The sequence below is a fragment of the Roseococcus sp. SYP-B2431 genome (assembly GCF_004336745.1).
GTDB lineage: Bacteria > Pseudomonadota > Alphaproteobacteria > Acetobacterales > Acetobacteraceae > Roseococcus.
Genome location: NZ_SJXD01000031.1, coordinates 1 through 21319, shown reverse-complemented (window position 1 = coordinate 21319; position 21319 = coordinate 1). Strand labels below are relative to the sequence as shown.

Annotated in this window: 19 protein-coding genes; 8 read left to right on the top strand and 11 right to left on the bottom strand. The window is 71.9% G+C overall.

Features of this window, described 5'->3' with window-relative positions:
• Nucleotides 1-6 precede the first annotated feature (6 nt).
• From EJV46_RS22015 to EJV46_RS22005, 3 genes are read right to left on the bottom strand one after another with little or no spacing between them, the layout of a single operon-like run.
• Entirely contained in the window at nt 7-1329 is a 1323-nt protein-coding gene (locus tag EJV46_RS22015) for a TRAP transporter large permease (RefSeq protein WP_131550889.1), read from the bottom strand.
• Nucleotides 1329-1802 (bottom strand): TRAP transporter small permease, encoded by a 474-nt coding sequence (locus EJV46_RS22010; RefSeq protein ID WP_240782699.1) that lies wholly within the window; start codon nt 1800-1802, stop codon nt 1329-1331. Before EJV46_RS22010 ends, EJV46_RS22015 begins: the two co-directional genes overlap by 1 nt.
• Nucleotides 1803-1819: 17 nt before the next feature.
• The gene (locus EJV46_RS22005) at nt 1820-2863 is read right to left on the bottom strand and encodes a TRAP transporter substrate-binding protein (protein ID WP_131550887.1); all 1044 of its coding nucleotides are present in this window, start codon (nt 2861-2863) and stop codon (nt 1820-1822) included.
• A gap of 223 nt (nt 2864-3086) precedes the next feature.
• Here EJV46_RS22005 and EJV46_RS22000 point away from each other — a divergent pair, with 223 nt between their 5' ends.
• A complete protein-coding gene (locus EJV46_RS22000) occupies nt 3087-3977 on the top strand; it encodes a DMT family transporter (protein WP_206020900.1) in 891 nt (296 codons plus the stop codon).
• Between the two features lie 50 nt (nt 3978-4027).
• On the top strand, nt 4028-5224 hold the full coding sequence (locus EJV46_RS21995) for an LLM class flavin-dependent oxidoreductase (RefSeq protein WP_131550885.1): 1197 nt from the start codon (nt 4028-4030) through the stop codon (nt 5222-5224).
• A 34-nt stretch (nt 5225-5258) separates the two neighbouring features.
• Here EJV46_RS21995 and lon read toward each other — a convergent pair whose 3' ends face one another.
• From lon to EJV46_RS21975, 4 genes are all read right to left on the bottom strand, one after another.
• A complete protein-coding gene (lon, locus tag EJV46_RS21990; RefSeq protein WP_131550884.1) occupies nt 5259-7613 on the bottom strand; it encodes an endopeptidase La in 2355 nt (784 codons plus the stop codon).
• A gap of 2 nt (nt 7614-7615) precedes the next feature.
• On the bottom strand, nt 7616-8014 hold the full coding sequence (locus EJV46_RS21985; RefSeq protein ID WP_131550883.1) for an Hsp20/alpha crystallin family protein: 399 nt from the start codon (nt 8012-8014) through the stop codon (nt 7616-7618).
• 85 nt (nt 8015-8099) lie between these two features.
• Nucleotides 8100-8423, bottom strand: a complete 324-nt coding sequence (locus EJV46_RS21980; RefSeq protein ID WP_131550882.1) for a hypothetical protein — start codon at nt 8421-8423, stop codon at nt 8100-8102.
• Nucleotides 8420-9805, bottom strand: a complete 1386-nt coding sequence (locus EJV46_RS21975; protein ID WP_131550881.1) for an acyclic terpene utilization AtuA family protein — start codon at nt 9803-9805, stop codon at nt 8420-8422. The genes EJV46_RS21980 and EJV46_RS21975 overlap by 4 nt, the downstream gene beginning before the upstream one ends.
• Nucleotides 9806-9928: 123 nt before the next feature.
• On the opposite strand from EJV46_RS21975, the gene EJV46_RS21970 reads away from it, so the two are divergent.
• Nucleotides 9929-10678 carry a Crp/Fnr family transcriptional regulator gene (locus EJV46_RS21970; RefSeq protein ID WP_131550880.1) on the top strand — a complete coding sequence of 250 codons (750 nt, stop codon included), beginning with the start codon at nt 9929-9931 and terminating at the stop codon, nt 10676-10678.
• Here EJV46_RS21970 and glpK read toward each other — a convergent pair.
• Entirely contained in the window at nt 10659-12146 is a 1488-nt protein-coding gene (glpK, locus tag EJV46_RS21965; RefSeq protein ID WP_131550879.1) for a glycerol kinase GlpK, read from the bottom strand. The genes EJV46_RS21970 and glpK overlap by 20 nt on opposite strands.
• Before the next feature lie 101 nt (nt 12147-12247).
• Between glpK and EJV46_RS21960 the strand changes: the two genes are divergently transcribed.
• Together EJV46_RS21960 and EJV46_RS21955 are read left to right on the top strand one after the other, a co-directional pair.
• Complete coding sequence (locus EJV46_RS21960; protein ID WP_131550878.1) at nt 12248-12715, top strand: peptidase S1; 468 nt, start codon at nt 12248-12250, stop codon at nt 12713-12715.
• 118 nt (nt 12716-12833) lie between these two features.
• On the top strand, nt 12834-14006 hold the full coding sequence (locus EJV46_RS21955; protein ID WP_131550877.1) for a M20 aminoacylase family protein: 1173 nt from the start codon (nt 12834-12836) through the stop codon (nt 14004-14006).
• Nucleotides 14007-14062: 56 nt separating this feature from the next.
• Here EJV46_RS21955 and EJV46_RS21950 read toward each other — a convergent pair whose 3' ends face one another.
• The gene (locus EJV46_RS21950) at nt 14063-14614 is read right to left on the bottom strand and encodes a hypothetical protein (RefSeq protein ID WP_131550876.1); all 552 of its coding nucleotides are present in this window, start codon (nt 14612-14614) and stop codon (nt 14063-14065) included.
• 319 nt (nt 14615-14933) lie between these two features.
• On the bottom strand, nt 14934-15665 hold the full coding sequence (locus EJV46_RS21945) for an aspartate/glutamate racemase family protein (protein ID WP_131550875.1): 732 nt from the start codon (nt 15663-15665) through the stop codon (nt 14934-14936).
• A 48-nt stretch (nt 15666-15713) separates the two neighbouring features.
• Between EJV46_RS21945 and EJV46_RS21940 the strand changes: the two genes are divergently transcribed.
• The 3 genes from EJV46_RS21940 (at nt 15714) to EJV46_RS21930 (ending at nt 19231) form a co-directional block, all read left to right on the top strand.
• Nucleotides 15714-17345: a methyl-accepting chemotaxis protein gene (locus EJV46_RS21940; RefSeq protein ID WP_131550874.1), complete on the top strand. Its 1632-nt coding sequence runs from the start codon at nt 15714-15716 to the stop codon at nt 17343-17345.
• 160 nt (nt 17346-17505) lie between these two features.
• Entirely contained in the window at nt 17506-18654 is a 1149-nt protein-coding gene (locus EJV46_RS21935; RefSeq protein WP_131550873.1) for a PP2C family protein-serine/threonine phosphatase, read from the top strand.
• A gap of 46 nt (nt 18655-18700) precedes the next feature.
• The gene (locus EJV46_RS21930) at nt 18701-19231 is read left to right on the top strand and encodes a dihydrofolate reductase family protein (protein WP_131550872.1); all 531 of its coding nucleotides are present in this window, start codon (nt 18701-18703) and stop codon (nt 19229-19231) included.
• Between the two features lie 5 nt (nt 19232-19236).
• Here EJV46_RS21930 and EJV46_RS21925 read toward each other — a convergent pair.
• Nucleotides 19237-21319 (bottom strand): chemotaxis protein CheA (locus tag EJV46_RS21925; protein ID WP_131550871.1); only part of this gene is annotated, 2083 nt, incomplete at its 5' end.

The following is a 21319-nucleotide window of genomic DNA, read 5'->3' as shown; positions in this document are numbered from 1 at the left end:
GCGATCCTACGTCAACAGCCGCACGAGCCAAAGGCTCAGGCCGGGGAAGGCCACGCAGAGCCCCAGGCGGAGGAGGTCCGTCGCCAGGAAGGGCAGGACGCCGCGATAGGTCTGCGCGATGGGCACCTGCCGCGCGATGGCGGAGATGACGAAGACGTTCAGCCCGATGGGCGGCGCCGTGAGCCCGATGCCGACGGTGATCAGCACCAGGATGCCGAACCAGATGGCGGTCTCCTCCCCGGTCAGGCCGAAATCCAGCGCGGTGACGACGGGGAAGAAGACGGGCAGCGTCAGCAGGATCATCGCCAGCTCGTCCATGACGGCGCCCAGGACGAGATAGGTGAGCAGCAGCGCCGCCAGCACGCCCAAGGGAGAGAAGTCCTGCTCGGTAACCCATTGCGCCAGCAGGTCCGGCGCCTGGGACAAGGCGAGGAAGGCGTTGAAGACCTCGGCGCCGAGGAGGATGGCGTAGATCATCGCCGTCGTCTCGGCGGTGGCCAGCAGCGCCGTGCGGATCTCGCGCAGGTCGAGGCTGCGGCGGGCGAGGCCGATGGCGAGCACGCCGATGCAGCCGACGCCGGCGGATTCGGTGGGCGTGAAGACGCCGCCATAGATGCCGCCGATCACCAGCACGGCGATGCCGAGCACCGGGATCACGTTGCGGAAGGCCCGGCGGCGCTCGCCGGGCGCCGGCGGCGGCGCCGGCGGGCCGAGCTCCGGCCGGCGGCGCATCCAGAGGGCGATGGCGACGAGATAGAAGGCGGTCGCCAGCAGGCCCGGGACCAGCGCGGCCATGAAGAGCTTGGCCACGTTCTGCTCGGTGCTGATGCCATAGACCACCAGGATCACCGAGGGCGGGATGAGGATGCCGAGCGTGCCGCCCACGGCGATGGTGCCGGTTGCGAAGCCGGGCGCATAGCCGTAGCGCAGCAGCTCCGGCAGCGCGGCGCGGCCGAAGGTGGCGGTGGTCGCGACCGAGCTGCCGCAGACCGCGCCGAAGGCCGCGCTCGCGCCGATCACCGACATGGCGAGCCCGCCCGGCCGGCGCCCCAGCAGGGCATTGGCCGCGGCGAAGAGGTCGCGCGCCAGGCCGCCGCGCTCGGCCAGCGCGCCCATCAGGATGAAGAGCGGGATGACGCTCAGCGTGTAGCTGGCGAAGAGGTGGTAGGGCGTGGTCTTGAGATAGTTGAGCAGCGCCGCCGCATCGAGGATGTGGACATAGCCCGCGGCCCCGGCGAGCAGCATGGCGAGCGCGATGGGCGCGCGCAGCACGATCAGCAGCAGCAGGCCGGCGAAGCCCATGGCCGCGAGCTGGAACTCGGGGGCCATCAGCGCAGCAGCCGTGGAATCGTCAGCAGGGCCGAGATCCCCGCCAGCGCGAAGCACAGCGCGCCCACGGCGATGGCCCACCAATAGGGCAGGGCGAGCAGCCCCATGGTCCGCATGTTGCTGGCCCAGGTGTCGATCGCGCCGCGGGCCATGCGCTCGGCGATCAGCAGCGTGGCCGCGGCCCAGGCCAGGCTCCAGAAGGCGTCCAGCGCGGCGTTGACGCGGGCGGGCAGCCAGGTGGTGAAGCTGTCCACCAGGATATTGGAGCGCGTCACGCTGCCCCAGGCGAGGAAGCCCAGCACGGCGAGGCCGGAGCCGAGCGAGACCAGCTCGAAATCACCCTTGACCGGCTGGCTCGTCCACCAGCGCAGCAGGACGGAGACCGTGGTCAGCGCCGCCGTGGCGAGCAGCACGGCGCCGCCGGCCAGGGCCGATGCCGCCGCGATCCGGGCGACGGGTCCGCGCTCCCGCACTCTCAGCCCAGGCTCACTCAGCTGACCCCCTGGCCGTATTGCGCGATGAGGGCCCGCGCCTCCTCGAGCAGCGCGCCGGCCTGGATATTGCGCTCGCCCATGGCGCGGACCCAGTTGTCGATGACGGGCTGGGTCGTGCGCGCCCAGCGTGCGCGCTCCTCCTCCGGCAGCTCGAAGATGGCATTGCCGCGGCGGCGGACCATGGCCTCGACGATCGGCCCCTGCACGTCCCAGGCGGGCGCCGCCATGGCGGCGGCGACCTGGCCGCTATTGGCGTCGAGCACGGCGCGGAGCCCGGCCGGCAGGCCCTCGTACCGCGCCTTGTTCATCGCGAGCACGAAGCTCGCGGTGTAGAAGGTGGGGCTGCCGGCGATCTCGGTGTGGTGGCGCAGCGTCTCGTGCAGGCGGATGGAGGGCACCACCTCCCAGGGCACCACGGCGCCGTCGATCGCGCCCTGGGCCAGGGCCTCGGGCACCTGCGGGATGGGCAGGCCGATGGGGGCGGCGCCCAGCGCGCGCAGAGCCTCGCCGGCCTGGCGCGAGGGGAAGCGCAGCTTGAGGCCGTTGAGATCCTCCTGCCGGCGCACTTCCCGGCGGGCATGGATCACGCCGGCGTCATGCGCCCAGGCGCAGATGAGGTGCGTGTCGGCGAATTCCTGCCGGAAGCGGGTCTCGTAGAGCTGCTGCACCACGCGCGCGTTCACGGCGGCGCGGCGGTGGCCGACGAAGGGCAGCTCGATGACCTCGATGGACGGGAAGCGGCCGGGCGTGTAGCCGGGCAGCGTCCAGATGAGGTCCACCACGCCGTCGCGCGCCTGGTCGTAGAGCTGCGGCGGGGCGCCGCCGAGCTGCATGGCCGGGAAGATCTGGACGCGGATGCGGCCCTGGCTCTCGGTGCCGACCTTCTGCGCCCAGGGCTGCAGGAAGTGGCGATGGACGTTGGAGACGGCCGGCAGGAAATGGTGCAGCCGCAGCGTCACCTCCTGGGCTCGGGCGCGGGGAATGGCGAGGATCGCGGGGGCGGCGAGCGCGCCCAGCAGCAGCGTGCGGCGGTGGTTCATGCGACTCCTCCGGATGGCCTCTGCGGGGCCGGTTGCCCTCGTCCTCTTGCCTGGGAAACCGGCCCGCTTCAAGCACGCTTGCGCCGGCCCCGGCTCCGGGCGGAAGCTGATCCCGTCCCCGGCAAGCATCGGGGACGAGGGGAGGTCGGATGAAGGGCAGGCTTCTGAGGGTGGCGCGCGAGATCCAGGCGCCCGGCCTCCGCGCGGCGAGGATCCCTCTGCATTGAGCGGCACCGCGCGGCCGGCCTGGCTGGTGGCCGCGCCCCTCCTTTTCGTCTCGCTCTGGTCGGGCGGCTTCACGGCCATCAAGCTCTGCCTGCCCCATGTCGAGCCGCTGACCTTGCAGGTGCTGCGCTACGCGGTGGTGGTCGGGCTGCTGGGGCCGCTCTGGCTGATCCGGCGCCCGGCGCGCCCCAGCCGCGCCGTGCTGCTTCACCTGGTCCGCATGGGGCTGCTGGTGCAGTTCGCCTATTTCGCGTCGATGAACCTCGCCATGGCGAACGGCATGGGGGCGGGGACGATCGCGCTCCTGATCGGGCTGCAGCCGGTGGTGGTGGCGCTGCTCGCGCCCCGGGTGATCGGCGACCCGCCGGTGGGCAGGCGCGGCTGGATCGGGCTGCTGCTGGGCATGACCGGGGCGGGGCTCGTGATCGTCTCGGGCTCGGGGCTGGCGGCGAGCGGCTGGGCCGGTCTGTTCTTCGCCATGACGGCGCTGGCCGTGATGACGGGCGGCGCGCTGCTGGAGCGCAAGGCGGCCAAGGGCACGGACGGCGGCACGGACCTCGTCACCGCCAATCTCGTGATGTGCGCCGTGGCGCTGGCCGCGACGCTGCCGCTGGCCGCGGCGCTGGAGACCATGCGGGTGGAGCTCGCGCCGGGCTTCTTCGTGGGGCTGGCCTATCTGGTCTTCGTGAACTCGCTGATCTCGCTCTCGCTGCTCTTCGCCATGCTGCGGCACGGGGAGGCGGCGCGGGCCTCCTCGGTGTTCTTCCTGGTGCCGCCCCTGGCGGGGCTCATCGCCTGGGGCGTGCTCGGCGATGTCATGGCGCCGCTGGCGATGGCCGGCACGGCGGTGGCCGCCTTCGGCGTGGCATTGGTGGTCTGGAAGCGTTGACCTGAACCGACCGAGCGGTCAGCTTGCGCGGGCATTCACGGGAGCTGTCCATGGCCCATGCCGGTCTGAAGTTCGGTATCTTCCTCGCCCCCTTCCACAGGCTGGGCGACAATCCGACGCTGGCCATCCACCGCGACATCGACCTGCTGGTGGCGCTGGATTCCCTCGGCTACGACGAGGCCTGGATCGGCGAGCACCATTCCGCCGGCTGGGAAACCATCGCGAGCCCCGAGCTCATCATCGCGGCGGCGGCGGAGCGGACGAAGCACATCAAGCTCGGCTCGGGCGTGACGAGCCTGCCCTATCACCATCCCTTCCTGGTCGCGCAGCGCTTCGTGCAGCTCGACCACATGACGCGCGGCCGGGCGATGCTGGGCTGCGGGCCGGGCGCGCTCATCTCCGACGCCTATATGCTCGGGCTGGAGGCGAAGAACCAGCGCCCGCGCATGGAGGAATCGCTGGCGGCCATCATGAAGCTGCTCGCCTGCGAGGAGCCGGTCACCATGAAGACAGACTGGTTCGAGCTGCGCCAGGCGCGGCTGCATCTCGCGCCCTATTCCTATCCGCACATGGACATCAAGGTCGCCTCCTCGACCACGCCCTCCGGCGTGCTGGCGGCGGCGAAGCATGGTCTGGGCCTCATCTCGCTGGGTGCCGGCCTGCCGGGCGGCCCGCAGAAGCTCGCGGAGCAGTGGCGCATGGGCGAGGCCGAGGCCGCCAAGCACGGCAAGGCCATGAACCGCGCCGACTGGCGCCTCGTGGTGAACCTGCACGTCGCCGAGGAGGACGAGCTGGCGATCCGCCAGGTGAAGGCGGGCGAGCGGATGGAGACCGAGGATTATTTCGGCGAGGTGCTGGGCCGCCCGCCGACGCGCTCGGAGGAGCCGTTGCGCGACGGGCTCAAGGCCGGCACCACGCTGGTCGGCAGCCCGGAGACGGTGGCCAGGGGCATCGAGCGCCTGCTCGCCTTCACGGATGGCGGAGCCGGCGGCATCCTTTTCCGCGCCCATGACTGGGCCGATCGCGAGCAGACGCTGCGCAGCTTCGAGCTCTTCGCGCGCTGGGTCATGCCGCGCTTCCAGGGCAGCCTGCGCATGCAGACCGAGAGCCGCGAATGGTGCGTGGCGAATCGCGAGGGCATCTTCGCGCCCAACCTCCAGGCGCTGAAGCAGGCCTTCGTGGATGCCGGCCAGGACGTGCCGGAGATGGAGCGGCTCAAGCTGCGCGAGCGGCAGCCGGGGGATTGAAGGAAGGGGAGCGGGGGGGGCGAGGCCCCGCCCCCTACAGGCCCGCCGTTTCGAGCCCCGCCGCCATCGCGTCGTCCACCTTCTCCAGCCAGATGAATTCCAGCCGGTCGCGCGCATCCTGCGGGATGTCGTCGTAGTCCCGCCGGTTCCGCGCCGGCAGCATCACGCGGGTGATGCCGGCCGCCGCCGCGGCGACGACCTTCTCCTTGATGCCGCCCACCGGCAGCACCAGGCCGCGCAGGCTGATCTCGCCCGTCATCGCCGTGTCGCTCCGCACGGTGCGGCCGGTCAGCAGCGAGACCAGCGCGGTGAACATCGCGACACCCGCGCTCGGCCCATCCTTCGGCGTGGCGCCGGCGGGCACGTGGACGTGGATGTCGCTGTCGGCGAGGAGTGCGCTGTCGATGCCGAGCGAGGCGGCGCGGTTCTTCACGAGGCTGAGCGCGGCCTGCGCGCTCTCGCGCATGACCTCGCCGAGCTGGCCGGTCAGGATCAGCGCGCCCCTGCCGGGGATGCGCGTGGCCTCGATGAAGAGGATGTCGCCGCCCACCGGCGTCCAGGCCAGCCCCGTCGCGACGCCGGGCACGCTGGTGCGCATCGCCACCTCGTTCTCGAAGCGCGGCTGCCCGAGGATCGCCGGCAGGTCGGCGGCGGCGATGCGGATGTCGGTGTCGCGGCCCTCGGCGACGCGGACGGCGGCGTTGCGCAGCACGCGGCCGATCTCGCGCTCCAGCCCGCGCACGCCGGCCTCGCGCGTGTGGTCGTGGATAATGTGGCGCAGCGCCTCGTCGTCGATCTCGACCTGCCCGGCGGTCAGGCCGTTCGCCTCCAGCTGGCGGCGCAGCAGGTAGCGCCGGGCGATCTGGAGCTTCTCGCTCTCCGTGTAGCCGGCGAGGCTGATGATCTCCATGCGGTCGCGCAGCGGGCCGGGGATGGTGTCCAGCATATTGGCCGTGGTGAGGAAGACCACGCGCGAGAGGTCGAAGGGCACGCCGAGATAGTTGTCGCGGAAGGTGCCGTTCTGCTCGGGGTCCAGCACCTCCAGCATGGCGGCGGAGGGATCGCCCTGGACGCCGCGCCCCATCTTGTCGATCTCGTCGAGCATCATGACGCAGTTGCGCGCCTTGGCCTTGCGGATCGCCTGGATGATGTTGCCCGGCAGCGCGCCGATATAGGTGCGCCGGTGGCCGCGGATCTCGGCCTCGTCATGCACGCCGCCCAGGCTCACCCGCACGAAGGGCCGCTCCATGGCGCGGGCGACGGATTGCCCGAGCGAGGTCTTGCCCACGCCGGGCGGGCCGACGAAGCAGAGGATCGGCGCCTTGCCCCCTGGCGCCAGCTTGCGGACGGCGAGGTATTCGATGATGCGCTGCTTGATCTTCTCCAGCCCGAAATGGTCGGCGTCGAGGATGCGCCGCGCCTCCGCGATGTCGATCGGCTTCTCCTCGGGCAGCGACCAGGGCAGGTCGATCAGCCAGTCGAGCCAGGTGCGGATCATGCCGGATTCGCCGGCCGCCTCGGGCATGCGCTCGTAGCGGCGCAGCTCCTTGCGGGCGGCCTCCTCGACCTCCTGCGGCATCTTCGCGGCGGTGATGGCCTCGGCGAGCTCCGCGACCTCCGGGCCGCGGCCCTCGCCCTCGCCGAGCTGGCGCTGGATGGCGGCCATCTGCTCGCGCAGCACGGCCTCGCGCTGGCGATCGTCGAAGGTGGCCTTGGTCTGGCGGCCGATCTCCTGCGTGAGGCGCAGCACCTCGATGCGCTGGGCGAGGATGCGCGCGACGCGGTCCATGCGGACGGACACGTCGCTGGTCTCCAGCAGCTCCTGCCGCTCGTTCGGGGGCATGTCGAGATAGGCGGCGACGAGGTCGGTGAGGGCGCCCAGGCCGGGCGCCGCCTGCACGGCGCCGATCAGCTCCTGCGGGACCTGCGGCAGCAGCTGCAGCGCCTCCAGCGCCTGCTGGCGCAGATGGAGCGTGCGCGCCTCCATCTCGGGCGAGGGGGTCTCCGCCTGCTCGATGCGGGCGATGCGGGCGGTGAACCAGGGCTGCTCCTGCGTGAAATCCAGCACGCGGAAGCGCTGCTCGCCCTGCAGCACGAGGTGGTGCGTGCCGTCCGGCGCGTTCACGTAGCGCAGGATGTTCGCGACGGTGCCGATGCGGTGCATGTCGAGCGCCGAGGGCTCGGCCTGCTCGCCGTCGCGCTGCATCAGGATGCCCACGGGCCGCTCCTCGCGGAGCGCCTGCTGGGCGGCCTTGATCGAGCGCTCGCGCCCCAGCGTGACCGGGAAGACGGTGCCGGGGAACAGCACCATGTTGCGGACGGGGAGGATGAGCAGCGTGTCGGCGGAGGCGGGCGCCGCCTCGCCGGCCGCGGTGGTGTCCTGCGACATGCTCAGCCGGCCTTGCGGAGGCTGAGCAGCAGGCAGCCATTCGCCGCGCTGCGCTCCACCGCCACGTAGCTCCCGGCCGGCAGCGGCACGCGCCGCTCGAAGCGGCCCTGCGGCAGCTCGAGCCGGTGGATGACGGCCGTGCGGAGCGCGGCGGGCAGGGTGCGCCGGCCGGAGAAGACGAGCGTCGCGCCCTCGATGGCGATCTCGACCTGGTCCGGGTCCACGCCGGGCAGCGCGACCAGGATGAGCACCTCGTGCTCCAGCTCGAGCATGTCCACGGGCGGCTCCCAGCTGGCCTCGCGCGTGGCGCGCGGCTGGAAGAACTGCCGGTGCATCTGCTCGGCCCGGGTCATCATCGCCAGGGCCTCGGACCACATCCAGGCCTGATCGTCACGCCGCATGCTCGCACTCCGCTGGTCCGGACCCGTCGGCCCGCCTGGGCCGGATGAGGCGCGGAAAACTAGGCCGCCGCTCGCGGCGGTCGGCTCAGCCCTCCGGCAGCTCCACCGTCAACGACAGGAGGCGGAAGGAGTTGCTCTTGCCGTGACCGTCCAGGTTGAGGCTGCCGTTCACGCCGCCCTCCAGCACCTCGTCCACCACGAAGTTGAAGGCCTGGAGGTTCGGCAGGTCGTAGCGGACGCAGCCGGTGGCGCCGCGATGCGTGAAGAGGGCCAGCACGCGGTCGGCGGTGACCTGCTCGGCGATGAGGCGGTAGTGCGCGGGGTCGTAGGGCATCAGGGACATGTTGAGGCGGTTGCCCTTGTCGCCGGCACGGCTGTGGGCGATCGCGTGCAGGGAAACGGTCTTCATCCGGCGATCTCCTTCGCGGTGCGGACGGAGACGCGCGTCGGCACGCGCTCACGCAGCACGAGGTGGCTGCGGGTGAGGATGCGCGGCGTCACCCGCCACCGCGCGCCGCCCGTGCCGGCCGTGCCGCAGCAGAGCAGGGCGAGCACCTCGCGCGAGGCCTGGTCGGCGTCGTCTCGGCTTTGCGCCTCGACGGCGAGGCGGATGCGGATGTCCTCCGGCTCCGGCCCGGCATAGCTGCGCCAGAGCGCGCCATGGTCGCTGTCATGCACGCTGGCCACGCCGATCAGGTCCACCCGCGCGCGGACGTCGAGGCCGCGGATCTTCATGCGCTGGAGCAGCACCTCGGCCGTGGCGCGGGCGCGGGCCAGGGCATTGGGGCCGGCGACCGAGACCTCGCCCTCGCCGAGCCAGCTGCCCTCGAAGCTCGCCGTGACCTTGAGGGTGTCGGGGCGCGCATGGCCGCGCAGGTTGTGCAGCGCCACGCGGTCCTGGCCGGCCTGCTCGGCGCGGCACTGGCTGATGTCGAGCACGACATCGGGCGTGATGTAGTGCGAGGGATCGTGCAGCTCGTAGAGCAGCTGTTCCTTGATGGTGCGCAGGTCCACGAGGCCGCCGGTATTGGCCGCCTTGGTGATGACGAGGCCGCCGTCGCGCGTCACCTCCGCGATGGGGAAGCCGATATTGGCGGGGTCGGGGATGTCCTTGAAGCCGGGATCCCAGAAGACGCCGCCGGTGACCTGGCTGCCGCATTCCAGCAGGTGACCGGTGGCGGCGCCCAGCGCCAGCGCATCCCAGTCGTCCAGCCGCCAGCCGAAGTGATGCGCCAGCGGCGCGATGGCCAGCGCGGGATCGCTGGTGCGGCCGGCGACCACGACATCCGCGTCCTGCGCCAGCGCCTCCACCAGCGGCTCCGCGCCGATATAGGCATTGGCGGCGATGAGCTTCCACGCGCCCATGTCGAGGCCCGCATCGGCCTCGTGCACGGGAAGCTGCCCGCCGGCGACGAGGCCGGTGACATCGTCGCCCTCGACCAGCGCGATGCGCAGGTCGGGCAGGCCCTGGGCCATGGCGAGCCGGGCCACGGCGCGCGCGGCGGCCGGCGGATTGGCCGCGCCCCAATTGCCGAGCAGCGGGATGCCGTTCTGCTGGGCCAGCGCCAGGATGGGTTCGAGCAGCCGTTCCAGCATCGGCTCGTAGCCGGCATTCGGGTCGCGCCGCTTCTCCAGATGCGCGAGCGCCACGGTGCGCTCGCCCAGCGTCTCGAAGAACATCGCGGAGGGCAGCCCGCTGGCGATGAGGGTCTTGAGCACGGGGAGGGGCGCATCGACCCGGTCTCCCGAGAAACCAGCGCCGTTGCCGACGAGAAACCTGCTATCCGCCATGAACCCCTCCGGCCGCCAGTCTTGGTCGCGTGCGGCGGCGCGGTCAATCCGCGCTCCGGCCGTCGAGAAACCTTTCCGGACGCGGGAGCGTTGACCTAGCGCCATCACCACGGGGCCACCGCATTGGATTCCGCACTGAAGGGTTCCCCGAAGGAGGTCAGCCCCCTGCTGCACTTCCTGCAGCGAAGGGACAGGCTGAGCGCGGAGGAGCAGACTCTGATCGAGGCGCTGCCCCGGCGCATGCAGCGCTACCGGCGTGGCGAGGAGATCATCGCGCAGCATTCGCGACCTCAGGAGAGCTGCCTCCTCGCCGGGGGGTTCGCCGCGCGCCTGCTGCAGCTGGCCGATGGCCGGCGGCAGGTCGCCGCGATGCACATCCCCGGTGATTTCGTGGATCTGCACGGGCTGCTGCTCAAGGTCATGGACCACAGCGTCGCCGCCGTCTCGGACTGCCGGGCGATCTTCGTGCCGCATGCGGCGCTGGTGGAACTGGCTGAAAAGGCGCCGCATATCGGGCGGCTGCTCTGGATGTCGACGGCCATCGACGGAGCGATCCAGCGCGCCTGGATCGGCTGCCTGGGGCGCCGCTCGGCCGTGATGCATCTCGCCCATCTCATCTGCGAGATGTACCTGCGGCTGAACGCGGTGGATCTGGCCGGCGACAACCGGATGAGCTTCCCCGTCACGCAGTCCGAGATGTCCGACATCCTCGGCCTTTCGGCGGTGCACGTGAACCGGGTGGCGCAGGAGCTGCGGCGCACGGGGCTCATCACCTGGGTCAAGGGCGAGGTGACGATCCCGGATTTCCAGCGGCTCGCCGCCTTCGCCGATTTCGACGCGACCTACCTCAACCTCAGGCAGGAGCCGCGCTGAGCACGCGCGCCACGGCCTGGCGCCAATCGGCCTTGCGGCGCTCCGCCTCCGGACGCGCCATATGCGGCTGGAAACGCCGCTCCCGCCGCCAATGCGTGGCCGTGTCGCCCGGCGGCGGCAGCAGCCCCGCCTGGAGCCCGGCGAGATAGGCCGCGCCCAGCGCCGTCGTCTCCGGCACCACGGGCCGGTCCACGGGCGCGCCGAGGATGTCGGCGAGGAACTGCATGGTCCAGTCGCTGGCCACCATGCCGCCGTCCACCCTCAGCACCGTGTTTCCCATTTGGGGCCAGTCGCGGCGCATGGCGTCCAGCAGGTCGGCGGTCTGCAGCGCCACGCTCTCCAGCGCGGCCCGGCAGATCTCGGCGCGGCCCGAGGCGCGAGTGAGGCCGAGGAGGGCGCCGCGCGCCTCCGCGTCCCACCAGGGCGCGCCGAGGCCGGTGAAGGCGGGCACCAGATGCACGCGCTGCGCCGGATCGGCCTTCGCCGCCAGCTCGCCCGCCTCGCCGGCCCTGGCGATGATGCCGAGCCCGTCGCGCAGCCACTGCACCGTGGCGCCCGCCATGAAGATGGAGCCCTCCAGCGCATAGGCCCGGCGGCCATCGAGCTGCCAGGCGATGGTGGTGAGCAGCCGGTTGGTGGAGGCCACCGCCTCCTCGCCCGTCACCAGCAGGGCGAAGCAGCCGGTGCCGTAGGTGGACTTGATCATCCCCGGCTCGAAGCAGGCCTGGCCGAGCGTCGCCGCCTGCTGGTCGCCGGCTATGCCGAGAATGGGGATGGAGCCGCCCAGAAGCCGGGTCTCGCCGAAGCGCGCCGCGCAGTCGCGCACCTCGGGCAGGACGGCGCGGGGGATGCGGAAGAGGGCCAGCATCTCCTCGTCCCAGGCGCCGCGGCGGATGTCGAAGAGCAGGGTGCGCGCGGCATTGGTGGCGTCCGTGGCGTGGACGCGGCCCTCGGTCAGGCGGAACAGCAGGAAGCTGTCCACCGTGCCGAAGCAGAGCTCGCCGCGCTCGGCCGCGGCGCGGGCGCCGGGGGTGTTGTCGAGCAGCCAGGCGAGCTTGGTGGCGGAGAAGTAGGGATCGAGCAGCAGGCCCGTGCGCGCGGTCACCAGCGGCTCGTGCCCCGCGGCGCGCAGCTCCTCGCAGCGCGCCGCGGTGCGCCGGTCCTGCCAGACCGGCGCGCGCCCGACCGCCCGCCCCGTGGCCCGCTCCCAGAGCACGGTGGTCTCGCGCTGGTTGGTGATGCCGATGCCGGCCACGTCGGCCGGGCGGCCGCCGGCCCCGTCCAGGGCCTCGCGCAGCACGCGGAGCGAATGGGCGGCGATGTCCTCCGGCTCGTGCTCCACCCAGCCCGGGGCGGGGAAGTGCTGCGGCAGCTCGATCTGCGCCGTGGCGCGGGGCGCGAGCGCGGCGTCGAAGGCGATGGCGCGGGTGGAGGTGGTGCCCTGGTCGAGCGCGAGGAGAAAGGTCACGGAGTATGCCTGGGCAAGAGATTTTCCTCCCGATTCCGTTGACGCAACAACGGGCTGCCACCTAGGCTTCGCGTGAACGAGCAGAAGACGGAACCCCCCACATGGTCAACAAGCTTGCCGCCCTCGCCCTGGCGGGCAGCCTTTTCGCGCTTCCGGCGCTGGCGCAGGACTTCAACCAGCGGCCCACTTTCGGGACCATGGAGCTCAGCACGAACTTCCAGCCGGACCCGCGCTCGATCGACGTGACGGCGGGCGGCAACATCAATTCCGATCGGCTGGGCAATGGCTGCACGGGATCCATCGCGAATGCGCCGGACGTGCGGCTGCAGTTCCAGGCAGGGCGCTTCCCGCTCTACATCTCGGTGACGTCGCAGGCGGATACGACGCTGGTCGTGAATCTTCCGGACGGAACCTGGGTCTGCAACGACGACCTGACCGACCTGAACCCGGGCATCGTGCTGGATCGGCCGGCCTCGGGCCAGTACGACATCTGGATCGGCGTGTTCGGCGGCGGCACGGGGATTCCGGCGAAGCTGTCGATCTCGGAGATCCCGCCCCAGCGGCGCTGATGGCGCGGCGCTGATGTTTCGGCGGTGAATTGACGGCGCCCCGTCCGCGGGGCTGAAATCAGGGGCCGGCGGAACACTCCGCCGGCCTTTTCCTTTGCGCGCCCCAGGATCTTGCCCCATGCCCGTGAACAACAGCATCGCCGCCTTCGCCGAGGAGATGACCGCCTGGCGCCGGGACCTTCATGCCCATCCGGAGCTGAAGTTCGAGGAGTTCCGCACCTCCGAGACGGTGGCGGCGAAGCTGGCGGAATGGGGCATCGAGGTGCATCGCGGCATCGCCGGCACGGGCGTGGTGGGCGTGCTGCGCAACGGCGATTCGGGGCGCTCCATCGGGCTGCGCGCCGACATGGACGCCCTGCCCATGCCCGAGGAGACGGGCCTGCCGCATGCCTCGACCATCCCAGGCAAGATGCATGCCTGCGGGCATGACGGCCACACCACGATGCTGCTCGGCGCGGCGAAGTACCTGGCCGAGACGAAGAACTTCGACGGCACGGTCCACTTCCTCTTCCAGCCCGGCGAGGAGGGCGGCGCCGGCGCGCGGATCATGATCGAGGAGGGGCTGTTCGAGCGCTTCCCCTGCGACAGCGTCTACGGCATCCACAACGATCCCGGCCTGAAGCTGGGCGAGACCTCGGTGGTGGCGGGGCCGATCCTGGCGGCGTCGGACGGCGTGACCATCACGGTGCAGGGACGCGGCGGGCACGCGGCGCGGCCGCATATGTCGCTCGATCCGATCCTGGCGGGGGCGCAGATCGTGGTGGCGATCCAGGGCATCGTGGCGCGGCGGGTGGATCCGCTGGATTCGGCGGTGATCAGCCTGTGCCAGTTCCATGCGGGGACGGCGAACAACGTGATCCCGAACACGGCGACCATCAGCGGCACCGTGCGGACGCTGCGGCCGGAGACGCGGGACGAGATGCAGCGTCTGATCACGCAGATCGCGACCAGCACGGCGGCGATGTACGACGCGGAAGCCGTGGTGGAGTACCGGCGCGGCTACCCGCCCACGGTGAACCACGAGGCCGAGACCGAGCGCGCTGCGCTGGCGGCGGCGAAGGTGATGGGGGTGGAGAAGGTGATCCGGAGTCGGGCACCGGCCATGGGGGCGGAGGATTTTTCCTACATGCTGCTCGAACGGCCCGGGTGCTTTTTGAAGCTGGGGCAGGCTGCCGCCGATAAGGGCGAGGTGCCGGTGCACAATACGAAGTACGACTTCAACGATGATGCGCTGCCGGTGGGGGCGAGCTTCTTCGCGGCGATCGTGGAGCAGGAGCTGGCGCGGGGGTGAGGCCGCGCCGAAGCCGGCTGCAGCCGGAAGGGCAGTAACACCAGGGAAAACGGGTGTCACTCGGGGTAAAAGTGCTCCGTACCGTCCTTGTCCCTGGCTTCGATGCCGAGGATCTTTTCACCGGATCGGATCGGAAAAGCTGTTCGGATGTGAAGGTCATCATCGGGGGTCACCATCAATTTGATGGCAAGGACGTCCGCGATTTCGATCTCCGGCCGCGCGAAGCTCAATCGGCTGCCGGACTCCGGCATGAAGTCCTTGCCATCGGCATTCAGGACAAGATCGTGCTTGCTGTACCTGACCATCCTGAAGCCGCCATCCTTGATGGAAACGCAGGCGAAGACATAGATGGTTTCAGGCTTGGCCAGCACGGTCAGCGCCCTCTGCCCGGAGCCTTTGCGGAGAGCGAAGGCGATCGCGTCGGGTAAGCAGTTTCGAAAGCTCGAGACATTGGGCCCCCCGCCCAGGATTCGCTTGCGCATGTCCGCGAGTCGGATGTGAGGAGCGGTCGCGTAGCCATCGCCGATGAGCTCGTGACGGCTGTTGGCGTGGCCGTTGTTGGTCAGGCTCTGACGAAGAACCGTTCGGATGTCCGAGGGCTCATACAATCTGACGATTTTCGACCTCATCGCGTGTCGCCGTCCGGGTTGCTTCATTGCGCACACTATTCGAGTGTGTGGCTCCCATGAAATCAAGCGTCAGTGGTAGCTTTGGTGTGACGGGTGGAAATTTGCCCGACGCTGGTCGTGGCCGTGATCTTTCATTGGCGCCAGTGCTGCAGCACGCCGGGCGCCCGCTGTCTGCTGATGTCGATCACCCATATGTCGAGCATCTTCTTGACCGCGCTTCCCTGACCTTTGTCGAACCTACGCATGCCACTATGAGCGCCACCAGGGGCGCCGGGGAGTTTTGCCGGGAGGCCGACGCTCAATCGCCGCCGTAGAGTTGCGTGAGGCCGGCCTCGTACCCCGCCAGCGGACGCGACCGCCCCGCTTTCACCGCCGGCGCCAGCCCCGCCAGCGCCGCGGCCAGCCGCACCCCGGCCGCCGTCCCGTCCACCAGCGGCACCGGCACGTCCTGCGCCAGCACCGGCGCCAGCCCGGCCAGCGGCCCGCCGGCCAGGATCACCACCTCCGCCCCGTCCTGCTCGATGCTCGCCCGGCAGAGGTCCAGGATCATCTCCCGCCGTTCCTCTGCCACCCGCCCCGGATCGCCCGCGAAGGCCGGTCCCATCCGGAACCCCGCGCAGCGGCCCGTGAGGCCCGCCCGTTCCAGGCAATCCACGAACATCGGCTTCAGCGCCGCCGTGAAGCTCACCACCCCGAAGCGCCGTCCCAGCAGGCAGGCGGCGTGGAAGGCGGCCTCGCTGATGCCGATCACCGGCACGTCGAACAGCTCCTTGGCCGCCTCCACGCCGGGGTCGCCGAAGCAGGCCACGACCGCCGCGTCGAAGGTGCCGCGCCGGGCCGCCAGCGCCGCCATCGTCGGCGGCCCGGCCACCATCCAATCCGCCCGCGTCACGATCAGCGGCAGGCCGAAGGGCGCCGTGACCGTCTCCACCGTGCAGCCCTCCGGCGCCGCGGCCTCGGCGGCCAGGGCGATCCGCGCCGTCACGGAATCCGTGGTGTTGCTGTTCACGACGAGGATGCGGCAGGCCATGGCGACTCCGGCAGACGAGCGGCGGAAAGTGCTGTATCCTAACCCTTGATGGCTCCAGACACCCAGGCCCTGGCCGAGACCGGCTCCAGCTACACCGGCGCGATCCGCGGCGCGGCGGCGCCCAAGCGGGGCCGCTTCCTGGGCCGGATCGGCACGCGCGCCGCCGTCATCCTGATCCTGATGTTCTCCGTGCTGGCCTTCCTCGCCGGCAACTCGCTCATGCTGCTGTCCCGCCAGGGCGCGATCATCGAGGAGATGGGCGTGCGCGACCGCGCCGCCATCGAGGCCGTGGACGACTTCTCCAACGACGTGTCGGACTTCGCCCAGGGCTTCGCCGCGGTGCTGGCCGGCGTCCTGCCGCCCACGGTCACGGCCGTGCGCATGCAGCGCAACGCGGAGGGCATCATGGAGAGCTTCGACCTCCTGATGTCCATCGTGGGCAGCCGGATCGATTCCATCGCCGCCGCCGGGGCGCGCGACATGCGCGCCCGCCTGCCCGATCTCGGCGAGCGCACGCGCGACGCCTTCGCCAACCGCCGCCGCGACCAATACGCGCCGCTGCAGGAGGAATGGCTCGACATGGTCGTGGCCTTCAACCGCCTCTCCAGCGATGCGCGGGCCATCGCGAAGGCGGATGCGGATGCGAACCTCAACCGCGCGCACCAGATCCAGGAAGAGGGGCGCCTGCTGACCTATGTGGCGGCGGGCGTGGGGCTGCTCGGGCTGCTGCTGGTGTGGTTCGTGCTGGTATGGCTGACCGCGCGGCCGCTCTCGCGCCTCGCGGGCACCATGCAGAAGCTCGCGCATGGCGAAGCCGAGGTGGATGTGCCCGGCGCCGACCGGGCCGACCAGGTGGGCGAGATGGCGCGCGCCGTGGAGGTGTTCAAGATCAACCTCGGCAACACCAACCGGCTGATGGAGCAGGCCCTGGAAGGCGCCCGCCGTACCGCCGTCGTGACAACCCAGGCGAGCCAGGCGATCGGCCAGGTGAGCGAGGGCGCGATGACCCAGCTGGCCGAGCTCCGGCAGGTGTCGGACGCGCTGGGCCATACGACCGAGGCGGTGGCCGATGTGGGCCGCAGCACCCAGCGCGCGCGCGACACGGCGACCGAGGCGCAGTCGCTGCTGGGCGAGAGCCTGGAGAAGGTGCGCCAGCTCATCGAGACGGTGGACGCGGTGGGCGAGGACACGGAGCGCGTGACGCGCATCGCCGGCACCATCGCCAAGATCGCGACGCAGACGAACATCCTCGCGATCAACGCCGCGATCGAGGCGGCGCGGGCGGGCGAGCACGGGCGCGGGCTGGCGGTGGTGGCGGAGGAGGTGCGGGCGTTGGCCGCCAACACCGAGGCGCTGGCGCAGGAGATCGCGGATGTGGTGCTCGCCGCCGGCCGCCGCACGCGCGAGGGCGCGGGCACGGCCGCCGCCGTGGGCGAGGCGATGGACGATTTCGAGCGGCTGACGCGGGAGAGCGCGCGGCTGGCCGCGGCCATCGCCGTGGCCATGGAGGAGCAGCAGACCACCGTCGCCTCGCTGGACGAGCGGGTGGCGGTGCTGACGCGCATCGGCCAGTCCAACGCGACGGCCGCGGAGGAAATCACGGTGACGATGATCGACCTGTCCCGGCTGGCGAGCGAATCGCGCAGCGCGGTGGAGAGCATGGCGGCCCGCCCGGAATGATGCCGACAACAGGGGCCGCCCGCTCAGGCTTGGCGACGTATGCCGAGAATCCGGCCGCGACGGCGGCCGGCGCCGCCCAACGGACCGCCCGGCCGGGCGGACCAGTGGCGCGGCGAAGCCAAGCCGCCGGAGGCGGCGCCCGGCGTCTGAGGGCGAATATATGACTCCTGCCGAAATACTCATCGTCGACGACAGCAGCTTCAACCGGCTGCTGCTGAAGCGGAGGCTGGCCGAGCTCGGCTATGGCGAGCCGGCCATGGCGGTGAACGGCGTCGAGGCGCTGGCCGCGATCGCGCAGAAGCCCTTCGACGTGGTGCTGCTCGACCTGGAGATGCCGGAGCTCGACGGCATCGGCGTGCTGGAGCGGCTGCACGGCATGCCGAAGGCCCCGCCGGTCATCGTGATCTCGGCGCAGACGGAGATGTCGGGCGTCATTCGCTGCATCGAGCTGGGGGCGGAGGACTATCTTCCGAAGTCCTTCGACCCGCCGCTGCTGAAGGCGCGGCTCCAGGCGGTGCTGGAGAAGAAGCGGCTGCGCGATCTGGCGGCCGAGCGGCTGCACGCGCTGGAGGCGGAGCTGGAGAGCGCCCGGCAGGCGCAGCTCTCGCTGGTGCCGCGCGATTTCGCGGGGCTGTCGCGCGGGCGGCTCACGGTGGCCGCGCATATGGAGCCGGCGCGCGAGGTGGGCGGCGATCTCTACGACATGCGCTGGATCGGCAGCCGGCACCTGATGTTCGTGGTGGCGGACGTGGCGGGGAAGGGCGCCTCGGCGGGACTCACCATGGCGCGCAGCATGGGGCTGATCCGCGCGGGCGTGCGGCTCGCCGATGCGCGGGGCGAGGTGCCCGATCCGGGCGCGCTGCTGGCGCTCGCGAATGACGACCTGGCCCTCGACAATCCGGACATGACCTTCGTGACGGCCGCCCTGGCGGTCCTGGACGCCGAGACGGGCGAGGGGCGGATCTGCGTGGCGGGGCATGAGCCGCCCTTGCGGCTGACGGGTTCGGGCGTGCAGGTGATGGGCGGCTATTCCATCCAGCCCGCGCTCGGCGTCACGGAGGAGTTTCCCTATTCCAGCGCGCCCTTCGCGCTGGCGCCGGGCGAGGCGATGCTGCTGCTGACCGATGGCGTGACCGAGGCGCAGGATCTGGCGGGCGAGTTGTTCGGCAAGGAGGCGGTGCTGGCGGCGCTGGGGTCGCTGGTGGAACCGGCGCCGGCGATTGGGGCCCTGCTGAAAGGCGTGGCCGATTTCGTGAAGACGGCGCCGCCGGCCGACGACGTGACGGTGCTGGCGGTCCGCTTCGCCTGACGCGGGCTCAGGCCCCTGTGAAGAACTCCGGCGGAGATCCTGCGGCATGGCGAAGCTGATCTTCGGGATGAACCAGTCGCTGGATGGCTATGTCGACCACATGGCCTTCGCGCCGGGCCCCGCGCTGTTCCGTCACTGGATCGAGCACGTCCGCGGCCTGGCGGGCAGCGTGTACGGGCGCCGCATGTACGAGATCATGCGCTACTGGGACGAGGATCGGCCCGAGTGGGACGCGGAGCGACGCGCGTTCGCGGCCGCTTGGCGGAGCCAACCGAAGTGGGTCGTGTCGCGCTCGCTGACCTCCGCCGGCCCCAATGCGACGCTGATCGGGGATGACCTCGAGGCGACGATGCGGGTGCTGAAGGCCGGGCATGCCGGGGAGATCGCCGTGTCCGGCCCGGAGCTGGCGCGAAGCCTGACGGAGCTCGGCCTGATCGACGAATACCGGCTCTACCTCCACCCCGTCGTGCTCGGTCGCGGCACGCCGTTCTTCGCCGGTCCCCGGCCGCCGCTCCGCCTCGCGGCCAGCGATCTCATCGGTGAGGGCGTGATGAGGCTGACCTACGTTCCGGCCTGACCGGCTCAGATGCCGTCCGGCTCCAGCAGCAGCACCGGCTCGCCATTGCCGAGCACGCCCACGCCGCCCACGCCCGGCGTCCCCGCCAGTGCCGGATGCAGCGGCTTCAGCAGGAGGTCGGTCCTGCGTCCCACCCGGTCCACTGCCAGCGCGAGGGCGCCTGCGGGCCTTCGGATCATCACGATGGCGCTGCTGCGGGATTGCGGCAGGTGCAGCACGGATTCCAGCGTGGTGACGGCCTGCCCGTCGGCCAGCTGCTCCGGGCGGATCACCGATTCCACGCGGCCGGCGGGGAGCGCGTAGGGGTGGCCGGCCGCCTCCACCAGCAGCACCGGCTGGATGGCGGCGGTCAGCGGCAGGTCGAGGACGAAGCGCGTGCCGGCGCCCGGCTCGCTCTCCACGCGGACGGAGCCGCCGGCGCGGCGCGCGGCGTCCTGCACCACGTCGAGGCCCACGCCGCGCCCGGAGGTCTCGCTGACGGCGTCGCGGGTGGAGAAGCCAGGCAGGAAGAGCAGCGCGTGGATCTCGGCGCGGCCGAGGCGAGCGCCGGCCTCGGGCGAGACCAGCCCGCGCGAGACGGCGCGGGCGAGCACGGCCGCGTCGTCGATGCCGCGCCCATCATCGGCGATGCTGACCAGCAGGCGCCCCGGCTGGCGGTCGGCGACGAGATGCAGGCGGCCGGTGGCGGGCTTCCCCGCCGCGAGGCGCTCGGTCGGCGGCTCGATGCCGTGGTCCACGGCGTTGCGGACGAGGTGCAGCAGCGGGTCGGCCAGCAGGTCGGCCAGGCTGCGGTCGATCTGGACATCCTCGCCCTGGACCTCGAGTGCGACCTCGCGGCCCTGGGATTCGGCCGTGGCGCGCAGCACGCGCGGCAGGCGCATGGCGAGGCTGGCGAAGGGCACGACGCGCAGTTCCAGAACCGCCTCGTCGAGCTGGCCGAGCGCGAGGGAGAGGCGGCCGCTGGCGCGCTCGGCGAGGCCGGCGGTGGCGCGCAGCCGCTCCAGCGCATTGCCCAGCACCAGCGCGGCGCGGGCGGGCAGGCGGGATTGCAGCGAGGCGAGGTCCTCCAGCGCGGTGCGGGCATGGGGCGCGCTCAGCGCCTCGCCCAGGGACAGCGCGGCGGCGCGCAGCTCGGCCTCCAGCGCGATCACGGCGTCGATGCGGTCCTGCCGGACGCGCATGGTGGGGGCGGGCGGCGGGGCGTCGGCGGCGGCGAGATCGGTGAGGGCGCCGCCCTCGGGATCGGCCTCGGCGCGGAGGGCGGCAAGCTCCTCCGGGGGCAGGTCGCTGGCGACGAAGATGTCCAGCGCCTCGGGCGGGCCGGCGCTGCCCAGCACCTCGCCGATGCGGGCAAGGAAGGGCTCGGCGACGGCCTCGGCGGTCGGCAGCGGGCCCAGGCGCAGGCGCCAGATGCGCTGGCCGGCGGCGAGCGCCGCGGCGGCGCGGGCATGGGAGGAGGCGGGCAGGGCGGCGGCGAGGCCCGGCGTGAGCGGCGGCGGCGGCGGGCGCACGCGGTCGGCCAGGGGCGCGAGGGTGGGGGCGGTCAGGGCCTGCCGGAACTCCTCGCGCAGCTCGGCGAGGCGCTGCCGCGCGGCCTCGCCGGAGCGGCAGGCGAGGTCCTGGACCTGGCGGGCCAGGGTCTCGGCGGGCTCGTCGCCGACCGCATCGGCGCTGGCGGCGAGGCGCTCGGCGGCGACGAGCAGGCCGGGGCCGGGATCGTCGAGGGCCAGGGCCAGGGCCTCGGCGGCGGGGCGGAGGTCGCCGGTCAAAGGCGGGATGGGATCGCCGCCCGTGGCGGCCTGGAGCAGCAGCAGGGCGCGGCGCAGGCGGCCGAGCGCGGCCAGGCGGTCGGGCGCGGCGGGCAGCGCCTCCAGCAGCGCGGCGATGCGGGGGAGCTTCGCCTCGCGCGCCGCCTCCGCCAGCGGCGCGGACTCGGCGGGCTCCAGCGCGATGAGGGGCAGTTCGGTGGCGAGGAGGGAGGTGAGGGTGATCCGCAGCGGGTCGCCGGCGGCGGGGCCGGCGGCGGGCGGCGGCTCGGCGCCGGGCGCGGGGCGGCCGTCCGCCAGCGCGCCCAGCCGGGCCAGGAGC

Excerpts from the sequence above, each read along its gene's own strand:
- EJV46_RS21930 (WP_131550872.1), top strand. The coding sequence starts at position 18,701 with ATGGCGAAGCTGATCTTCGGGATGAACCAGTCGCTGGATGGCTATGTC.
- EJV46_RS22015 (WP_131550889.1), bottom strand. The coding sequence starts at position 1,329 with ATGGCCCCCGAGTTCCAGCTCGCGGCCATGGGCTTCGCCGGCCTGCTG.
- EJV46_RS21940 (WP_131550874.1), top strand. The coding sequence starts at position 15,714 with ATGGCTCCAGACACCCAGGCCCTGGCCGAGACCGGCTCCAGCTACACC.
- EJV46_RS21945 (WP_131550875.1), bottom strand. The coding sequence starts at position 15,665 with ATGGCCTGCCGCATCCTCGTCGTGAACAGCAACACCACGGATTCCGTG.
- EJV46_RS21985 (WP_131550883.1), bottom strand. The coding sequence starts at position 8,014 with ATGCGGCGTGACGATCAGGCCTGGATGTGGTCCGAGGCCCTGGCGATG.
- EJV46_RS21935 (WP_131550873.1), top strand. The coding sequence starts at position 17,506 with ATGACTCCTGCCGAAATACTCATCGTCGACGACAGCAGCTTCAACCGG.
- EJV46_RS21960 (WP_131550878.1), top strand. The coding sequence starts at position 12,248 with ATGGTCAACAAGCTTGCCGCCCTCGCCCTGGCGGGCAGCCTTTTCGCG.
- lon (WP_131550884.1), bottom strand. The coding sequence starts at position 7,613 with ATGTCGCAGGACACCACCGCGGCCGGCGAGGCGGCGCCCGCCTCCGCC.
- EJV46_RS21955 (WP_131550877.1), top strand. The coding sequence starts at position 12,834 with ATGCCCGTGAACAACAGCATCGCCGCCTTCGCCGAGGAGATGACCGCC.
- EJV46_RS21980 (WP_131550882.1), bottom strand. The coding sequence starts at position 8,423 with ATGAAGACCGTTTCCCTGCACGCGATCGCCCACAGCCGTGCCGGCGAC.
- EJV46_RS21995 (WP_131550885.1), top strand. The coding sequence starts at position 4,028 with ATGGCCCATGCCGGTCTGAAGTTCGGTATCTTCCTCGCCCCCTTCCAC.
- EJV46_RS21975 (WP_131550881.1), bottom strand. The coding sequence starts at position 9,805 with ATGGCGGATAGCAGGTTTCTCGTCGGCAACGGCGCTGGTTTCTCGGGA.
- EJV46_RS22005 (WP_131550887.1), bottom strand. The coding sequence starts at position 2,863 with ATGAACCACCGCCGCACGCTGCTGCTGGGCGCGCTCGCCGCCCCCGCG.